Raw genomic sequence first — 17609 nt, 5'->3', positions numbered from 1 at the left:
CCAGCCCTCCGCCACCAGGTCCGCGTAGGCCTCGGCCACGGTGTTGCGGGCGAGTCCGAGGTCGACGGCGAGGGAGCGGGAGGAGGGCAGCCGGGTGCCGGGGGCGAGGCGCCCGGTGCGGACCGCGTCCCGCAGTGCGTCGGTCAGGCCCCGGCGCAGTCCGCCCGAGGCGGCCGGTTCCAGATGCAGGTCGACACCCAAACTGGCCCAGGAACTCGCCATGGAAATGGACCATACTCCTGGGCTGCCTCGCTCCTAGCGTGGAGGGTATGAGTACGGAGACGAACACCGAGTACGCCGCCGAGCAGGCCCCGCGGCTGAACTGGGCCGAGCACGCCCCCGAGGTCTACAAGGCGATGATCCGCGTCGAGACCGCCGCCAAGAAGGGTCTCGACCCCAAGCTGTACGAGCTGGTGAAGATCCGCGCCTCCCAGATCAACCACTGCGCCTTCTGCCTCGACATGCACACCAAGGACGCGCTCGCGGCCGGCGAGAGCGTGGAGCGGGTCGTGCAGCTCAGCGCGTGGGAGGAGTCGCGGCACTTCTACACCGAGAAGGAGCTGGCGGCGCTCGAGCTGACGGAGGCGGTCACCGTCCTGACCGACGGCTTCGTGCCGGACGAGGTGTACGAGAAGGCCGCCAAGCAGTTCGACGAGGCCGAGCTGGCCCAGCTGATCGCCGCGATCGTGACGATCAACGCCTGGAACCGGTTCGGCGTCACCACCAGGATGACCCCGGGCCACTATCAGCCGGGGCAGCACGGGTGATCCGTACGCGGCTGCTGGACCGGGAGGTCGGACAGGCGATGTCCGCGCTGAGCGCGGCGGCGAAGCGGGGACTGGGCGATCCGGTCCTCGCCGAGCTGGTGATGATCCGGGCCTCCCAGCTCAACCACTGCGCGTTCTGCCTGGACATGCACCTGAAGGCGGCCCGCAGGAACGAGGAGTCGGAGGACCGCATCCAGCTGCTGGACGCCTGGCAGGAGACGCAGGACCTCTACAGCGAGCGGGAGCGCGCGGCGCTGGCACTGACCGAGGCGGTCACGGTGCTCACGGAGGGCTTCGTGCCGGACGCGGTGTACGAGAATGCCGCCAAGCACTTCGAGGAGGCCGAGCTGGCCCACCTCGTCGCCCTGATCGCCGCGATCAACGGCTGGAACCGGATCATGGTCAGCCGCCGGATTCCACCTGGGGGGTACCGGCCGTGAGCAAGGTCGACGTCTTCCGCGCCCTGCATCCGCGGCGCGCCCCGCGCGATCCACTGGTGCTGCCCGGACCCTGGGACGCGGCCAGCGCCCGGGTGCTCGCGGAGGCGGGGTTTCCGGCGCTGGCCACGCCGAGCCACGGCGTCGCCGCCTCTCTCGGGTACGCGGACGGGCAGACCCCGGCCGACGAGATGTTCGCGGCGGTCGCCCGGATCGCGCGGGCGGTGGACGTGCCGGTGTCGGCGGACATCGAGGACGGGTACGGGCTCGCGCCGAAGGAGCTCGTGGAGCGCCTGCTGGAGGCGGGTGCCGTCGGCTGCAACCTGGAGGACTCCACCGGCGGTGTCCTCAAGGATCCGCACCGGCACGCCGAGTACCTCGCCGAGGTCCGCTCGGCCGCCGCCGGCCGGCTGTTCCTCAACGCGCGCGTCGACACCTTCGTGTACGGCGACAAGGACCCCCGACGAGCCGTCGAGCGTGCCGCGTTGTACGTCGCGGCGGGCGCCGACTGCGTGTACCCGATCCTGGCGCCGACGGACGTGCTGCCCGTGCTGCGGGCCGGGATCCGAGGCCCGCTGAACGTGCTGGCCCGGCTGGACGGGGTCGGCCCCTCGCCCGCCGCACTCGGCGAACTCGGGGCCACCCGCGTCACGTTCGGGCCGGGGCTGCAGCGCAGGGCCGCGGAGGCGGTGCGGGAGATCGCGGCCGGCCTCCGTTAGACGGTGCCGGGGCGTCCGGACCGGCGCCCCGGCACCACCGGCGAGCGGTGCGCCGTGCTCAGTGGCCCATCCGGCTCGGACGGAAGCGCCGGTACAGCACCGCTCCGGCCGTCAGCGACACCAGGCTCGCGAGAGCCGGCACCCAGAGGCTGTCCGCTCCGGTGTGCGCGAGGGTGCCGGTCGCCTGCTGCCGCACGACGGAGGTCGAACGCTCCTGCACCGGGGCCTTGACGGGCGTCTGGTGGTGCACCGGCGCCGTCGGGGCGGACCTGGTGGTGTGGTCGTCCGAGCCGTTGTCGCCGGTGTTGCCGACGGCGGGGTTGCCGATACCCACCACGTTCACGCTGTTGCCGACGGCGTTCACGGGCACGTGCACCGGGAGGTGGATGCTGTTGCCGGAGATCAGCCCCGGCGAGTCGTGGGTGCTGCTGTGGGCCGCGGCGCCGCGCGGCGTCGTGGACGTGCCCGTGTCGCCGGCTTCGTCACCGTGGTTGGCGCAGCGGTTGCCCATCGAGGGGTTCAGCAGCCCGACCACGTCCACGGTGTTCCCGCACAGGTTCACCGGGACGTGCACCGGCACCTGGATTGCGTTGCCGGAGACCAGCCCCGGCGAGCCGCTCGCGGAGGCGTCCGCCGCGGAGTCGGCGTGCGCCGCCCCCGCAACCGCCATCGCACCGGAGGCGACGGCAATGGCGATCACACTGTTTCGGGTAGCCCGATTCATGGGTTCTCTGCCCTTCAGACTCGTCGCGGGCACTCACCCGCGCCCAGTGAAACGCGTACAAAACGAGTCAAGTTATGGTTTTTCGGTCTTTTGCCGGGATCAAGGGGCCCGCGGCCCGGGTGGTCCGGCCCCAGGAGTCCCGGCGGGCTCCTGGGGCCCGTGACGCCTGGCGCGCACCCGTCCGTGCCGGGACGGGCGGCGGTGGCGAAGGCCGGTCAGAACGCCTGGTTGTTGCAGCCCATGCTGGAACCCAGGTGGCTCTGCTGGGCCCCCGGATTCCCCTCGCCGTTCAGCAGGTTGCCCGCCAGGCCGGTCAGGGCGCCGACGCTGCCGAGCACCTCGATGTTCATGTCGTGCGAGCGGCACTCGGTGCCCTGCGTCACGTCGAAGTCGTGGCCCGGCTCACCGTGCGCGAAGGCGGCGTTGCCGCCGAAGGAGCAGATACTGCCGACGACGGCGCCGACGAGGACTGCCCGGTGGAACGTGCGCATTGTTCTCCCTTGGTCGAGCGGATGGATGTGCAGCGGATCGGGACGAGAGGGGGAGGCCCTCAGCCGAGCCGGGGAAGACCCAGCTGGCCGACGGGAGGCGCCGCGACCTGACCGAGGCCGACCGGGGCCAGCCCCGGCACGCCCGGCGACCCGAGCACCGGGTTGACGAGCGGGTTCACCTGCGGGTTGAACTGCGGGTTCACCTGTGGCACGACCCGCATCGGCCCCTCGGGCGCGGCGCCCTGGGGCATCGCCAACTGGGGGGCGACCTGCGGCATGACCTGGGGCATCACCTGCGGCACCACCTGCGGCGGGGCGGCCTGCTGCTGCGGGGCCTGCTGGTACCCGGGGACGATGGCCTGCGCCGACCCCTGCGACGAGGCCGAGGCGGCGGCGTAGCCCGACTGCTGCGGGTACTGGGGCGGCAAAGCGGCCTGCGGCTGGTACTGCGGCGGCGGGGCCGCCTGCTGGTACGCGGGCACGGTGGCCTGCGCCGTACCCTGCGACTGGCCGGCGGCGTAGGCGGCCTGCTGCGGGTACTGGGGCGGCGGGGCGGCCTGCTGCGGGTACTGCGGCGGCGGAGCGGCCTGCGGCTGGTACTGCGGCGGCGGAGCCGCCTGCGGCTGGTACTGCGGCGGCGGAGCCGCCTGCGGCTGGTACTGCGGCGGCGGAGCCGCCTGCGGCTGGTACTGCGGCGGCGGAGCCGCCTGCTGGTACGCGGGAGCGGTGGCCTGCGCCGATCCCAGCGACCGGCCGGCGGCGTAACCGGCCTGCTGTGGAGCGGGGGCCGGGGCGGCGGCCTGCGGAACCGGCTGCTCCGGAGCCGGCGCCGGCGCGGTGCCGTATCCGCCGGGAGAGTCGGCATGACTGACGCCGGCGCCGATGGCGGACAGACCACCGGCCGCCGCCAGAACGAGCGCGGCCTTGTGAAGCTTGCGCATGAAACCCTCGGCCCTTCGATACCTGAACAGGGAAAGCCATTGCATTCAGTGCGGTCGCGCGTGCCGCCGGTGCCGTCAGGGGCACTGCACTTCCGCGGTACTCCCGGGCAGCACGCGAACTTCGCATCGGAGCCGGCAGCGATTCCCCTCGCCCTCTTCAGGACCACGGCCGCTGCCCTCTCCCGGCTGGAACGAGGAATGCCAGGCCGCGGTCACGGTCACCCGAAACTCCGTCACCCATTTGCCGTCTACCGGAACGGGTGTTGCCACCCCTGGGGCCCTGCGGCAAACGGGTGACCACGGCGCGGCGCCCGTATCCGCGTCCGCGCGCCTTTCGTTTCCCACGGGGCGGGAACAGTGGTCCATCGCAGCCGCTCAGGGCAGCAGCGACAGCGACAACCGCGTTACCTCATCAGTGATTTCGTCAGATTTCGTACACAGGTCAATGAAGGGCCGAGGATTCCATGCGCAAGCTTCAGCAGGTCGCGCTCATCGTCGCAGCAGCCGGTGGTCTGTCCGCCGTCGGCGCCGGCCCGAGTTCCGCCGCCCCCATGGCCTATGACGGGACTGCGCCGACCCCCGTCTCGCAGCCGGACGTCCAGGCCGCCTCGGCCACCTCCGCCCAGGCGGCCGCGCAGACGTACGGCACTCCGCAGCAGTCGTACCCGCAGCGCGGCACTGAAGTCGCCCCGCAGTTCAACCCGCAGTTCAACCCGCAGATCAGCCCCCAGATCTCCTCGCCTGCCCCGCAGACGGCCCAGGGCGGCCCGGTGGGCCAGACCAACCTCTTCCGCCCGTACCAGGAGTGCAGCCCGCAGAGCCTGCTCGACGCCAACGTGCCGGTCGCCCTGCTCGCGGCCTCCCAGACCCGGGGCGTCGACTGCACTCAGGCCAACAGCCAGTCCAACGCCCTCGCCAGCGCGCAGCGCCAGGGCTGACGGCACCAATTCGGCACCGGGCGCGGGCCCTTCGGCGCAGGTGGCCGAGGGGCCCGTCCGCATGCGCTACGGCTTCCGGGTGTTTCTGACGCATAGTCAGGGACGCGGCGCGTCGCTGCCGATCCTGGCTTATTTCTTATTAATCTCCGGTAACGGAAAAAATTCGATCTGTCACAGATCGCAACCCCTCACTTCCCGGAGATGACATGCGCAAGCTTCGCAACGTTGCCGTCCTCGTGGCCGCCCTCAGCAGCATCGGTCTCGTCAGCGGCACGGCCTACGCCGGTGACGGCGGCGGCAAGGACGGCGGCCACGGCGACCGCTTCAACATCACGCAGAGCTCCCACTGCAAGTCGCACGACATGAACCTCGACCTTCTCGGCGAGGTCGGTCTGCTCGACGGCGTGCTGGGCGCCGCCGCCAACGGCGAGGGCAACCCGGGTGCCCAGGCCAGCAACCTCGGTTCGACCATGGGCTGCAACAACAGCGCCTTCTGATACTTCGTCCGGCGCCGAGGCGACGGACGACACATGGTCCCGGCACCGGGCGGAAAGCCGGGTGCCGGGACCATTCATGTACGCCGGCAGGTCTATTGAGACAGCGAAAAGCACTCATGTACGGCGTGGCACCCCATATTTTCGAGTATTTCGTATCAGCCTTTATGGCACAGATGGCGATTATTCACGGATCGCATCCACCACATCGCACCGGAGATCATATGCACAAGCTCCGCACCACCGCCGTTCTCCTCGCCGCGTTCGGCAGCCTCGGCCTCCTGGGCACCGGAACCGCTTATGCCGGCGGCCACGACGGGGGCAAGGGTGACGCATTCCAGATCAAGCAGACCAGCGACTGCAGGTCGCACGACGGGAACCTCGACCTCGCCGGGGAGGTCGGCCTCCTCAGCGGCCTGGGTGGCGACCTGCTGAACGGCGACGGCAACTCGGGTGCGCAGCAGTCGTCCCTGGGCTCGACCATGGGCTGCAACAACTCGGCGTTCAAGTAGGGCTGAACTCCCAAGAACTCCGAAGAACACCGAAGAACACCGCGAAGAACACCAAGAAACACCGAAGAACACCGAATCCCCGGTCCCCCCGACAACTGGTCGGGGGGACCGGGGATTCTCGTTTTCCGTGGCGCTCAGAAGTCGAGGTCCGGCTTCCTGAATCCCTTGGGCAGCTTGACGGTGTTGGAGCAGTCCACGGACTGCCCGGCGTCGGCGGCCTCGTCGTCCGCCGACCGGTCCTTCGAGAACACCACGTGCGGGTGGTCAGACGTCGAGCAGTCCTGCGCCTGCTTGATGATGTGCAGACGGCCCTTGTCGAGGTGGCTCTCGCTCTTGTGGACACAGACGGTGCCGCCCTGCTCGCTGGTCCTGCACTCGCCCAAAGCGCCGTCCGCATAGGCGTGTCCGGCGCCGGCGCAGAGCGCGGCGAGAGTCCCGACGAGACCCGAGACGGTGGCGATCTTCCGCGGAATGGACATGACGTGTCTTCCTTTACGACAGGGGCCCGGGTGCGTGCCGTTGACCGGCGCGCGCCCGGGCCCGAGGGGGGGTCGAAACTTGGCCGCAGCCCGGACGCGCGCCCCGAGGGGCCGTCACGCGTCCGGGCTGCCTTCGCCATGGTTGTCACCCGGCGCTCCGGTGAGCAGACCGACGTGGCGCCGGTCCGGATGGCCGAGTTCGTACGACGCGCACCGGGCGTCCGAAGAGGACCGATGCGCCCGTAGCGGCACAGAGCCGATGAGCCCTCAGGGCGGTCCTACTCGCCCTGGTCGCCCTGGTGCTGCTCGCCGCCACCCTGCTCCGGCGCGGGCTTGCCCTGCTCCTGGCCCTGCTCCTGGCCCTGGTCCTGCGGCTGCTCCTGCGGCCCGGCGTAGTAACCGCCGCCGACGGCCAGGGCGTTGGCGGAGGAGTTGGCCACGGCGGTGATCTGCGGGGGCGCGTCCTCGCCACCGGCGGCGGAGCTGACCCCGGCACCGAGGAAGGAGAGCCCCGCAACCGCCGCTGCTACGACCGCAACGCGCTGAAACTTACGCATGGATATAACCCTTTCGTGTCCAGGCACAACCGCCCGGTTGACTACGTGCTGTGAGCATATACACACAATCCGTAGTTATCGGGGATCTCCACCACGCGCATGGCGCGTCGGCCTCTCCGCGTTCGGCCTACGATTCGCCGACCGGGAGCATCCGGCCCATGAGGCTCAACCCGTCGCCCGGCGACTGCTGTTCGTCGTCCTTCGCAGGCGGTACGCCCACCGTCTCGGGGGAACAGGTCACCGTGCCCCCCAACTGCGCCGACCCGCTGCCCAGGAAGGCGGGCACCCGCACAGGCTGCACCGGCTTGCAGGTCTCCTGGTGGGGGATGACACCGCCTTCGGGCACCTCGCCCTTGATCCGCTGGGTGCAGCTGAGGTTGCCCATGAGGTCGTCGGTGCAGGTTCCCGGGTTCCCCCAGGCGTACACGGGGGTCAGGCCGATGCAGGTCACGGCGATGCCGCCGACGAGACCCGAGACAGCTGCGATCTTCTTCCTGCTGAACATGCGATGGCTTTTCCTTGGTCGGGGTGCCCGGTGACGCAGCCGCACTCAGCCGGTGAAAGCGTTGTTGTACTGACCGCAGGCGGTGTCCACGGTGTCGGCGAGGCCGAGCACGCCGACCGGGATGTCGTTCTCGGACACCGTCTGCGGGCTGCACTCCTGGTAGGGGCGGTAGAGGTCGGACGTGTGCGGCTCGCTGCCGTAGGTGTCGGCCACGGCGGGGACGGCACCGATGGCGGTCAGGCCACCCGCCGCCGCCACGGCTGCGATCACGACCTGCTGAAGCTTGCGCATGGAACCCTCGGTTCTTCGCTGTTACAGAGAAACTGATTGCCTAGCGTGACTGGGCGAACGCTAACAGTAGCGACAGGACGCCCCCTGCCGGACATCCGCCTCGAGGGTGACATGCCTCGCAGAATCACCCGATGGGTGCGAACTCGCCGACCGCAGATACGATTTGCCCAACACTCGGGTGACCGCGCCGAGTTGGGTCAGGAGAACGCGGGCTCCGCGCACCGCGCGCGCTCGCGTGCCGACACCGAGACGATCACGTCCCGCAGTCCTTCGACATACCGCCGCACGTTCTTGTACGCGATGTCGGTGTCCGGGTAGCGGCAGGCGAACCACAGTCCCTCGTGCAGCCGGTTGACCCAGGCGCACACCTGGTCGCCGTACGACACCCGGATCAGCCCGTACGCCTTCTTCTCGGTCCAGCCCGCCGAACCGGGAATGAGGCGGGCGTCCACATACGAGATGATGGAATACATGTCGGGCGAGGTCGGCCGGAAGTCCGTGCCGAGCAGGCGCAGTACGCGCGCCAGCGGAATGCGCGCCAGCGACCGGTTGGCCCGCAGCTCGGCGCGGACCGAGCGGAGCGCGCCCTCCAGGTCCCGCGCGGCGGGCACCTCGATCGGCGCGCCGCCGACGTACCAGCCCACGGAGTCCGACCACTCGGACTTCAGCCGGGTGTGGAACGGCACGACCGTGCGGTAGACCGGCTGCCCGCCGAGGTCGTGGACGATCAGACTGGTCGCGGCCAGGATGCCCACGAGGCTGCCGCCGTAGGGCCGGCAGTGCGCCTCGAACGCGGCGGCGGTGTCCGCGTCGACGAGCGGCTCGCACACCAGCTTCTGGGCGGGAAGTTCGCCACCGGCTCGCAGACCGAGGTCGACGGGGAACTCCGGAAGCCTGCCGTCGCACCGGTCGATGAACTCCCGCCATCGCGCGACGATGGCGTGGGTGTCGTCGATGCCGTCCGCGTTCGCCCGCTCCTGCTCGCAGAAGTCGACGTAACTTCCCACGGAGGCATCGGCGACGGGCCGTCCGGTCGCTCCCGCCGCGTACAGGTCGTGGATCTCGTCCGGGATGCGGTGCAGGGAGTAGGCGTCGACATTGGTGTGGTCGAAGGCCATGTACACGCTGGTGGAGTCGTCGCGAACGACCGCCGCGTAGATGAGGTTCGGCCAGCCGAGCGCGTCCGCCGCGGCGTCGAATCGGTCCTGCAGATACCGGACCAGCGCCCCCGTGTCGGCGAAGTCGCCGACCACCTCGCGGTGCAGCGACACGTCGTTCTCGTCGAGAGTGAACCGCTGCATGTCGTCGCCGGCCCACCGGAAGCCGCTGCGCAGCGTCTCGTGGCGCAACGTCCAGCCGCGCAAGGCGCGTTCCAGCGCGTCGAGGTCTGCCCGGCCCGGCAGGTCGAACGCCGTGCCGAGCCAGGTCGGTACGAACAGCCCGTCCTCCCGCACCGACCGGGCCGTCCTGATGTGCGACTCCTGGATGTACGCCGGAGGTCGCGGATCCGGTGGCAGTGCCACCGCGGCCGCCACGGTCGCCGGGCTGAACCTCCACTCGACGAGCCGTCCGGGCCGGACCTCGCAGCGCTGGATGTCAGAAATTCGCACGGTGGCGTCTCCTTCGCAGAAGACACCAGCTTGATCAAGGGGGAGCCGTACGCGAGCGGTGGCCGATGTGTCGTCGGCATTTCAGCGGGACGTGTGACGCCTCGAACGGGGAAGCGATCCCCCTCGATCGAGCCGGCCGGCCGGCTCAGGACAGCCACTGCTTCCACACGGAGGGGTGGTCGTCCACCCACTTCTTCGCCGCCTCCTGGGGCGACAGCTTCTGGTCGGCGATCATCAGGGACACCTCGTTCTGGTCCCGCGTGGTCCACCTGAACTTCTTCAGGAAGGCCGCGGCCTTGCCGCCCGACTTCGCGAAGTCCGCGTTGAGGTACTTCTGCAGCGGGGTGTGCGGGTAGGAGCAGGCGACCTTCGCCGCGTCCGCGTCGCAGCCCTCCTTGTACGGCGGCAGCTTCACCTCCGTCATGGGGACCTTCTCGAACAGCCACTGCGGTGTGTACCAGTACGTCAGGAAGGGCTTCTTCTCCTTGGCGAACTGCTTCATCTGCGTGATCTGCGCCGCCTCGGAACCGGCGAAGACCACCTGGTAGTTGAGTTTCAGGTTCTTCACCAGCGCCTTGTCGTTGGTGACGTAGGACGGGGAGCCGTCCATCAGCTGGCCCCTGCCGCCGCTCTCCGCGGTGCGGAAGAGGGAGGCGTACTTGTTCAGGTTCCGCCAGTCGGTGATGTCCGGGTGCTGTTTGACGAGGTAGGTCGGCACGAACCAGCCGATGTGGCCGGTCACGCCGAGGTCGCCGCCCCGCGCGATCGTCTTCTTGTCCTCGACGTACCGCTTCTCCTGGTCCGGGTGGCCCCAGTCCTCCAGGATCGCGTCGACCCGGCCCTGGCTGAGCGCGTCCCAGGCGGGCACCTCGTCGACCTGGACGGTGTCCACGCGGTAGCCCAGCTCGTGCTCCAGCAGGTACTGGGCGACGGCCACGTTGGACTGGGCGCCCACCCAGGACTGCACGGACAGGGTGACGGTCTTCGCGCCCTGGACGCCGGCGAACGGGCTGGCCTGCCTGGTCATGTCGGCGGCGCCGCAGCCCGTGGTCAGGGCCAGGACGGCGAGGGCGGCCGGAAGGGTCGTACGAAGGCGCATGTCAGGCTCCCTTCTCCGTGCGGCGCCCGGTGGGCTGGGTCACGCGGTCGAGCATCAGGCCGAGGCAGACGATCGCGGCGCCGGCCACCAGGCCGGTCGCCAGGTCTCCCTGGGCGAGGCCGAAGGCGACGTTGTAGCCGAGGGCGCCGCCGCCGACCAGGCCGCCGATGATGACGACGGCCAGGACCAGGACCACGCCCTGGTTGACCGCGAGCAGCAACGAGCGCCGGGCGAGCGGCAGTTGCACCTGCCACAGCTGCTGGCGGCCGGTGGCGCCGAGCGAGCGCGCCGACTCCAGCGCCGCCGGGTCGACCTGGCGCAGGCCCTGCGCGGTGATCCGGACGACCGCCGGAAGGGCGTAGACGACGGCCGCCGCGACGGCGGGGGCACGGCCGACGCCGAACAGGGCGACCACCGGGATCAGGTACACGAACTGCGGCATCGTCTGGAAGACGTCCAGGACCGGGCGCAGGGCGCGCTCCAGACGGTCGCTGCGGGCCGCGGCGATGCCCGTCGCGAAGCCGAGGAGGAGGGTGACGGCGACGGCGGCCAGCACCTGGGAGAGGGTGTCCAGGGCCGGCTCCCACACGCCGAGCACGCCGATCGCGGCCATGGCGAGGACGGCGGTCAGCGCGGTGCGCCAGGTGCCGATCAGCCAGGCCAGCGCGGCGACGATCAGCAGCACCGACCACCAGGGCAGCCACTGCAGACCGGAGCGGACCGGGTCCAGGATCCAGGTGGTGAAGTGGCCCGCCCAGTCCGCGGTGCCGCCGACGACGGGGACGCCGGAGTAGAGGTGGCCGGTCATCCAGTCGACGGCGCGGTTGACCGGCTCGGCGATGTCCACGCTCCAGCCGGAGGGCCAGTTCAGGCTGCCGAGCAGCCGGGTGGCCAGGGCGACCGCCACGGTGGCGGCGAGGGCGTACGGCCAGCCGATGGTCCGCGACCGCCCGGCCTCGGCGGACCCCGCCGCCGCGGTCACGCGGTCCAGGACCACCGCGAGCAGCACGATGGGGATGCCGGCCGCGAGGGCCTGGCCGACGTCCACGGAGGCGAGGGCCTGGTAGACGCGGTCGCCGAGGCCGCCGGCGCCGATCACGGAGGCGATCACGGCCATGGACAGCGCCATCATGATCGTCTGGTTGAGACCGAGGAGGAGCTCCCCCCGGGCCAGTGGGATGCGGGCGGTCAGCAGCCGCTGGCGGCGGGTCGCGCCGAGCGACTCCACGGCCTCCAGGACCTCGGGGTCGGCGCCCCGCAGGCCGAGCGCGGTGAGGCGGGCCATCGGCGGGGCGGCGTAGACGACGGTGGCGAGCACGGCCGCGGGGACGCCGATGCCGAAGACCAGGACGACGGGGAGGAGGTAGGCGAAGGCCGGGAGCACCTGCATCGTGTCGAGGACCGGGCGCAGGGCGCGGTCTAGGCGGTCGGACAGGCCGGCGCCGAGCCCGAGGACCGCTCCGACGGCCACGGAGACGAGGACGGCCACCACCATCAGCGCGAGGGTCTGCATGGTGGGCACCCACATGCCGAGGGCGCCGCAGGCCAGGAACGCGAGCGCCGTGCCGGCCGCCAGACGGACGCCGGCCAGGCGCCAGGCGACGAGGGCGCCGAGCGCCGTGACGCCGGCCCAGCCGGCGGCGAGCAGCGTGACGTAGACGGCGCGGACGGACAGCACGACGGCGTAGCTGATGTAGCCGAAGAAGTACAGGAACAGCGGGTGGCTGTCGCGGTGGTCGATGACCCAGTCGCTCGCCCCGGTGAGGGGCTTGTCCAGGCTCACGGTGAGGTTGTGCGGCCAGGGTCCGCCGTGGAGCAGGGGCAGCAGTACGGCGGTGACGAGCGCGAGCAGGAGGAGCTTGCCCGCGGTGCGGCTCTTCAGCAGGCTGGGGGCGCCCGCACGGGAGGTCGGGACGGTGAGCGTTGCCATCAGACGGCCTCCGGGCTGGTCCGGGGGCGCGGGGGCGTCGCCGTGGCGGCCACGCCGGCCACGACGTCGAGCAGTTGCTCGTGCCCCACCACGCCCAGGCAGCGGCCCCGGTCCATCACGCGCGCCGGACGGCCGGCGCGGGCCACCGCCTCGATGGCCTCGGAGACCGTGGCGCCCGGAGCGACCGCGGGGCCCTCCGCCGCCTCTCCGGGGGCGGCCGGGCGCATGGCCGTACGGCACGTCACGACCTGCTCGCGCGGAACGTCCCGGACGAACGCGCGCACGTAGTCGTCCGCCGGAGCGCCCACGATCTGCTCCGGCGTGCCCAGCTGGACCACCCGGCCGTCGCGCATGAGGGCGATGCGGTCGCCGAGTCTGAGGGCCTCGGCGAGGTCGTGGGTGATGAAGACCATCGTGCGGCCCTCCTCACGGTGCAGGCGGGCCACCTCGTCCTGCATGTCGCGGCGGATGAGGGGGTCGAGGGCGCTGAACGGCTCGTCGAACAGCAGCACCTCGGGGTCGACCGCGAGCGCCCGTGCGAGGCCCACGCGCTGGCGCTGGCCGCCGGAGAGCTGGCCGGGGCGGCGCCTCTCCATGCCCTCCAGACCGACCTTCGCGACGATCTCGGCGGCGCGCTCGCGCCGCTCGGACCGGCCGACGCCCTGGATCTCCAGGCCGTAGGCGACGTTGTCGAGGACGGTGCGGTGCGGGAGCAGGCCGAAGTGCTGGAAGACCATCGCGGCGCGGTGGCGGCGCAGTTCGCGCAGCCGGGCCCGGTCCATGGCGCGGACGTCCTCGCCGTCGATGGCGATCGTGCCGGCGGTGGGTTCGACGAGGCGGGTGAGGCAGCGGACCAGGGTGGACTTGCCCGAGCCGGACAGCCCCATCACCACGAAGACCTCGTTCTTGCGGACGTCGAAGGAGACGTCCCGGACGGCGGCCGTGCAGCCGGTGCGCGAGCGCAGCTCGGCGGGGCCGAGGGCGCTGAGCTCCGGGTCGGTGGGGACGCGTTCGGGCTTGGGCCCGAAGACCTTCCACAGGCCGGACACCGAGAAGACGGGCGCCTCGGCGGTGGACGGTTTGCGGGTGGGGACGGTGGGAGTCATCGGGTCTCGCCTCCGATCAGGTCGACGGCCTTCTCCCCGACCATGAGCACCCCGATCATCGGGTTGACGGCGGTCATGGTCGGGAAGACGGACGCGTCGGCGATGCGAATGCCGTCCAGACCGCGAATCCTCAACTCGGGGTCCACTACGGCCAGTTCGTCGTCGGCGGCGCCCATCCTGCAGGTGCCGGCCGGGTGGTAGACGGTGTGCGCGGCCCTGCGCGCGTACTCGCTCAGCTCGGCCTCGCCGGTGATCTGCGGGCCGGGGCACACCTCGCGCTTGAGCCAGCTCGCGAGCGGCTCCGTCTTCGCGATCTCGCGGGCGATGCGGATGCCGTCGACGAGGGTGCGGCCGTCGTAGTCGTCCTCGTCGGTGAAGTACCGGAAGTCCAGGGCGGGCTTGACGGCCGGGTCGGCGCTGGTGAGGTACAGCCGGCCGCGGGACTTCGGCTTGGGGATGTTGGGGGTCATCGAGACGCCGTACGGAGGGCGTTCGTAGCCGAGGCGCTCCGGGTTGTCCGTGAAGGGGATCTGGTAGAAGTGGAACATCAGGTCCGGGCCCGCGTGTTCGGGGTCGCGGCGCACGAACAGGCCCGCGTCGGAGTCCATCGCGGAGTTCTCCGGGATCGGGCCGTGGGTCTCCCAGACGATGACCGACTCGGGGTGGTCGAGCAGGTTCTCGCCGACGCCCGGCAGGTGGTGCACGACGGGGATGCCGAGCGCCTCGAGGTCCTGGCGCGGGCCGATGCCCGAGTGGAGGAGCAGGCGCGGGGAGTCGACGGCGCCCGCGCACAGCACCACCTCGCTCCGGGCCCGTATCAGCAGCTCCTCGCCGTCCTTGGTGCGCACGTGGACGCCCTCGGCGCGGGTGCCGTCCAGGTGCAGCCGGTGGGCCCAGGTCTCCAGGAACAGGTGCAGGTTGGGCCGCTCGTCCAGCACCGGGTGCAGGTAGGCCACGGAGGCGGAGGAGCGCTTGTTGTTCTCCGGGTGGTAGGCGAGGTCGAAGAAGCCGACGCCCTCGGTGAACGGCTCGCGGTTGAAGCCCTCGACGCGGGGTACCCCGAGCGCGGCCTGGGCGGCGTCGACGAAGTCGCGGGCGATGGCGTTCCGGTCCTTCTCGTCGACGGAGACGATGTTGTTCTTCAGCCGGGCGAAGTAGGCCTCCATGGGGACGGCGCCCCAGCCCCGGGCGCCGGCGGCCTCCCATTCGTCCCAGTCGGAGGGCAGCGGCTTGAACGAGATGAGGGTGTTGTGCGAGGAGCAGCCGCCGAGGACGCGGGCGCGGCTGTGCCGGATGTGGGAGTTGCCGCGCGGCTGTTCGGTGGTCGGGTAGTCGTAGTCGAGGTCGCCGCCGAGCAGGCCCATCCAGCGGCGCAGGGTGAGGACGTCCTCGCGGCCGATGTCGCTCGGGCCGCCCTCGATGACGGCGACGGTGACGTCGGGGTTCTCGGTGAGGCGGGAGGCGATGACGGAGCCTGCGGTGCCGCCGCCGATGACGACGTAGTCGTAGACGTGGGTGGTCTCGGGCATGGGGGTGCTACTCCAGGGGTGGTGAGAGGGACGGGCTCAGCCGGCGAACCAGCGCACCGGCTTCGGCGCGAGGTTCTGGTAGACGTGCTTGGTCTCGCGGTACTCGGCGAGCCCGGTGGGCCCCAGCTCGCGGCCGGTGCCGCTCCTGCCGAAGCCGCCCCACTCCGCCTGCGGCAGGTAGGGGTGGAAGTCGTTGATCCAGACGGTGCCGTGGCGCAGGCGGGCCGCGACCCGGCGGGCCCGTGCGGTGTCCGCGCTCCAGACGGCGCCGGCCAGGCCGTACTCGGTGTCGTTGGCGAGGCGGACCGCCTCGTCCTCGGTGCGGAAGGTCTCGACGGTGAGGACCGGGCCGAACACCTCCTCGCGGACGACCCTCATCCCGCGATGGCAGGCGTCGAGGACGGTCGGCTCGTAGAAGTAGCCCGTCTCCGGGCGGACTTCGGCGGGCGCGGGGCGCTTGCCGCCGCAGCGCAGGATCGCGCCCTCCGCCAGCGCGGAGGCGACGTACGCCTCGACCTTGGCGCGCTGCTGCTCGGAGACGAGCGGGCCGCACTCGACGCCGTCCTCGGTGCCGCGGCCGAGGCGGATGCGGCTCGCGCGGCGGGCGAGTTCGGTCACGAAGCGGTCCCGCACCGATTCCTCGACGATGAGGCGGCCGCCTGCCGAGCAGACCTGGCCGCTGTGGATGAAGGCCGCGTTGAGGGCCTGGTCCACGGCGGTGTCGAAGCCCTCCTCGGTGGCGCAGGCGTCGGCGAACACCACGTTGGGGTTCTTGCCGCCGAGTTCGAGGGCGACCTTCTTCACGGTGGGCGCGGCGGCCTGGGCGACCTTGGTGCCGCTGGCCAGGCCGCCGGTGAAGGAGACCAGGTCGACGTCGGGGTGCTCGGCGAGCCGGGCGCCGACGGTGTGGCCGGGGCCGGTGACGAGGTTGGCGACGCCGGCGGGCAGGCCGGCCTCGGCGAGCAGCTCGATCAGCGCGACGGTGGTCATCGGGGTGATCTCACTGGGCTTGATCACGAAGGTGTTGCCGGCCGCGAGCGCCGGGGCGATCTTCCAGCTGGCCTGGAGCAGCGGGTAGTTCCAGGGGGTGATCAGCGCGCAGACACCGACCGGCTCGTGCACGACGACGCTGTGGATGTCGGGCGAGCCCGCGTCGACGACCCGGCCGGGGGCCTCCGCGGCGACCAGGTCGGCGAAGTAGCGGAAGGCGTCGGCGACACAGTCGATGTCGATGCGGCCCTCCTCGACGGTCTTGCCCGCGTCCCGGCTCTCCAGCAGTCCGAGCCGCTCGCGGTCGCGTACGAGGAGGCCGGCGACGCGGCGCAGCAGCGCGGCGCGGTCGGCGACCGGGGTGTGCGGCCAGGGGCCGTGGTCGAAGGCCTCGCGGGCGGCGGTCACCGCGCGCTCCGCGTCCTTCTCGTCACCCTCGGCGACCACGGCGAACGGCCGGGCGTCCGCGGGATCGAGGATCTCCCGGGTCGCCCCGGAGACCGCTGCCAGCCACTCGCCTCCCGCGTGGATGGTCGCCTGGGGCTGCCGTTCCGTTCTGTCCGCCATGATCGGTGTTGCCTTCCGTTCCTGTTCCGTGCCCCGAGGGCACACGGGTGACCCGGTCAGGGACCGTGGCCGCCTGCCCAGGGCTCCTGGCCGGCATGCGGAATCGGGGGGCGAAAGTGCGCGGCGTCACGCACAGCGCGGTTCATAACGGACAGAAACGGTGATCCGAGGCGCTGCGCTCAGTCCATGGGCGCGTCACAGGACGTGTTGGGCGGGCAGAACCCGGACAGCGCGGTGTCGAGGAGCTTCAGTTCGTCGTCGCGGCCGTCCCGGTCGGGTCCGTAGGCGGCGATGGCGTAGATCCGCCCGTCCACGGCCGTGAAGCGCTCGTCGTAGACGTGCCAGGTGCCGACGTCCGGTTCGCCCCTGATGCTGTCGGCCAGGTACTCCAGGCGTGCGCCGGAGACGTCGCCCTGGTCGAGGTCGATCAGGGAGAGCTTGCGGAAGCCCGGCGGCTTGGGGGTCTGGTCGGACAGGTACAGGTCGAACGACTCGTCGGGGGACGCCTCGGCGACCTGGTAGATCTGCAGCCGGTGCTCCTTGTCGGGGCTGCGGTAGTCGACGACGTCGATGCCGTAGGACGAGGGCACCGTGGACCGCGTCCAGCCCCTGGGGCGGGCGATGCGGAAGCCCTCCTCGTCGTCGTACGACTGCCAGTCCGCGGGCAGCGGGCTCGCCGGGGCGGAGGGCGAGGCCGTGTCGTCGGTGGGGGCCGGGGAGCCGGAGGCAGCGCCGCTCGGCGCCGGGGAGCCCGAGAGCAGGGAGGGGCTCGGCGAGTTGCCGGCCCGGTCCGGCCGGTGGTGCCCCGTGCCGACCACGAGGGTGAGGACGAGACTGACGGCGACACCGACCACGGCCGCCCCCACGACGACGGTCCAGACCGTTCTGCGGCTGAGCCCGCCCCCGGACGCGGGCGGAGCATC

Annotated in this window: 20 protein-coding genes and 1 pseudogene; 6 read left to right on the top strand and 15 right to left on the bottom strand. The window is 71.4% G+C overall.

The window, feature by feature from the left end:
* Window positions 1–222 (bottom strand): GntR family transcriptional regulator (locus tag ACLU3S_RS28450; RefSeq protein WP_413954822.1); only part of this gene is annotated, 222 nt, incomplete at its 3' end.
* A 47-nt stretch (window positions 223–269) separates the two neighbouring features.
* On the opposite strand from ACLU3S_RS28450, the gene ACLU3S_RS28445 reads away from it, so the two are divergent.
* Genes ACLU3S_RS28445 through ACLU3S_RS28435 form a run of 3 tightly spaced genes read left to right on the top strand, consistent with a single transcriptional unit; the run spans window position 270 to window position 1923 of the window.
* Window positions 270–767, top strand: a complete 498-nt coding sequence (locus ACLU3S_RS28445) for a carboxymuconolactone decarboxylase family protein (protein WP_413954821.1) — start codon at window positions 270–272, stop codon at window positions 765–767.
* Window positions 764–1207: a carboxymuconolactone decarboxylase family protein gene (locus ACLU3S_RS28440; RefSeq protein WP_413954820.1), complete on the top strand. Its 444-nt coding sequence runs from the start codon at window positions 764–766 to the stop codon at window positions 1205–1207. The genes ACLU3S_RS28445 and ACLU3S_RS28440 overlap by 4 nt, the downstream gene beginning before the upstream one ends.
* A complete protein-coding gene (locus ACLU3S_RS28435) occupies window positions 1204–1923 on the top strand; it encodes an isocitrate lyase/PEP mutase family protein (protein ID WP_413954819.1) in 720 nt (239 codons plus the stop codon). Before ACLU3S_RS28440 ends, ACLU3S_RS28435 begins: the two co-directional genes overlap by 4 nt.
* A 58-nt stretch (window positions 1924–1981) precedes the next feature.
* On the opposite strand, the gene ACLU3S_RS28430 is transcribed toward ACLU3S_RS28435, so the two are convergent.
* The 3 genes from ACLU3S_RS28430 to ACLU3S_RS28420 form a co-directional block, all read right to left on the bottom strand.
* Window positions 1982–2623 carry a chaplin gene (locus ACLU3S_RS28430; protein WP_413954818.1) on the bottom strand — a complete coding sequence of 214 codons (642 nt, stop codon included), beginning with the start codon at window positions 2621–2623 and terminating at the stop codon, window positions 1982–1984.
* A gap of 239 nt (window positions 2624–2862) precedes the next feature.
* Window positions 2863–3138 (bottom strand): hypothetical protein, encoded by a 276-nt coding sequence (locus ACLU3S_RS28425; RefSeq protein ID WP_413954817.1) that lies wholly within the window; start codon window positions 3136–3138, stop codon window positions 2863–2865.
* Between the two features lie 59 nt (window positions 3139–3197).
* Complete coding sequence (locus tag ACLU3S_RS28420; RefSeq protein WP_413954816.1) at window positions 3198–4079, bottom strand: hypothetical protein; 882 nt, start codon at window positions 4077–4079, stop codon at window positions 3198–3200.
* A 464-nt stretch (window positions 4080–4543) separates the two neighbouring features.
* Here ACLU3S_RS28420 and ACLU3S_RS28415 point away from each other — a divergent pair, with 464 nt between their 5' ends.
* From ACLU3S_RS28415 to ACLU3S_RS28405, 3 genes are all read left to right on the top strand, one after another.
* Window positions 4544–5017 (top strand): hypothetical protein, encoded by a 474-nt coding sequence (locus ACLU3S_RS28415; RefSeq protein WP_413954815.1) that lies wholly within the window; start codon window positions 4544–4546, stop codon window positions 5015–5017.
* Between the two features lie 206 nt (window positions 5018–5223).
* Window positions 5224–5514 carry a hypothetical protein gene (locus ACLU3S_RS28410; RefSeq protein WP_413954814.1) on the top strand — a complete coding sequence of 97 codons (291 nt, stop codon included), beginning with the start codon at window positions 5224–5226 and terminating at the stop codon, window positions 5512–5514.
* Window positions 5515–5735: 221 nt separating this feature from the next.
* Window positions 5736–6023: a hypothetical protein gene (locus ACLU3S_RS28405; protein WP_413954813.1), complete on the top strand. Its 288-nt coding sequence runs from the start codon at window positions 5736–5738 to the stop codon at window positions 6021–6023.
* 134 nt (window positions 6024–6157) lie between these two features.
* Here ACLU3S_RS28405 and ACLU3S_RS28400 read toward each other — a convergent pair whose 3' ends face one another.
* The 11 genes and pseudogenes from ACLU3S_RS28400 to ACLU3S_RS28350 form a co-directional block, all read right to left on the bottom strand.
* Entirely contained in the window at window positions 6158–6502 is a 345-nt protein-coding gene (locus ACLU3S_RS28400; protein WP_413954812.1) for a hypothetical protein, read from the bottom strand.
* Between the two features lie 278 nt (window positions 6503–6780).
* Window positions 6781–7059, bottom strand: a complete 279-nt coding sequence (locus ACLU3S_RS28395) for a hypothetical protein (protein WP_413954811.1) — start codon at window positions 7057–7059, stop codon at window positions 6781–6783.
* A gap of 127 nt (window positions 7060–7186) precedes the next feature.
* Window positions 7187–7564 carry a hypothetical protein gene (locus tag ACLU3S_RS28390; protein ID WP_413954810.1) on the bottom strand — a complete coding sequence of 126 codons (378 nt, stop codon included), beginning with the start codon at window positions 7562–7564 and terminating at the stop codon, window positions 7187–7189.
* A 45-nt stretch (window positions 7565–7609) separates the two neighbouring features.
* Window positions 7610–7855, bottom strand: a complete 246-nt coding sequence (locus tag ACLU3S_RS28385) for a hypothetical protein (protein ID WP_413954809.1) — start codon at window positions 7853–7855, stop codon at window positions 7610–7612.
* A 197-nt stretch (window positions 7856–8052) separates the two neighbouring features.
* Window positions 8053–9465 (bottom strand): condensation domain-containing protein, encoded by a 1413-nt coding sequence (locus ACLU3S_RS28380; RefSeq protein WP_413954808.1) that lies wholly within the window; start codon window positions 9463–9465, stop codon window positions 8053–8055.
* A 145-nt stretch (window positions 9466–9610) separates the two neighbouring features.
* A complete protein-coding gene (locus ACLU3S_RS28375; protein ID WP_413954807.1) occupies window positions 9611–10564 on the bottom strand; it encodes an ABC transporter substrate-binding protein in 954 nt (317 codons plus the stop codon).
* Window position 10565: 1 nt separating this feature from the next.
* On the bottom strand, window positions 10566–12494 hold the full coding sequence (locus tag ACLU3S_RS28370) for an ABC transporter permease (protein WP_413954806.1): 1929 nt from the start codon (window positions 12492–12494) through the stop codon (window positions 10566–10568).
* Window positions 12494–13600 (bottom strand): quaternary amine ABC transporter ATP-binding protein, encoded by a 1107-nt coding sequence (locus ACLU3S_RS28365; protein WP_413954805.1) that lies wholly within the window; start codon window positions 13598–13600, stop codon window positions 12494–12496. Before ACLU3S_RS28365 ends, ACLU3S_RS28370 begins: the two co-directional genes overlap by 1 nt.
* Window positions 13597–15129 carry a GMC family oxidoreductase gene (locus tag ACLU3S_RS28360; RefSeq protein ID WP_413954804.1) on the bottom strand — a complete coding sequence of 511 codons (1533 nt, stop codon included), beginning with the start codon at window positions 15127–15129 and terminating at the stop codon, window positions 13597–13599. The genes ACLU3S_RS28365 and ACLU3S_RS28360 overlap by 4 nt, the downstream gene beginning before the upstream one ends.
* A 36-nt stretch (window positions 15130–15165) precedes the next feature.
* Window positions 15166–16686 (bottom strand): aldehyde dehydrogenase family protein, encoded by a 1521-nt coding sequence (locus tag ACLU3S_RS28355; RefSeq protein WP_413954803.1) that lies wholly within the window; start codon window positions 16684–16686, stop codon window positions 15166–15168.
* Between the two features lie 179 nt (window positions 16687–16865).
* A pseudogene (locus ACLU3S_RS28350) lies at window positions 16866–17609 on the bottom strand (hypothetical protein); the annotation flags it as partial.

The sequence above is a fragment of the Streptomyces sp. AF1A genome (assembly GCF_047340315.1).
Classification (GTDB): Bacteria; Actinomycetota; Actinomycetes; order Streptomycetales; family Streptomycetaceae; genus Streptomyces.
This window is presented reverse-complemented; position numbering and strand designations above follow the sequence as displayed.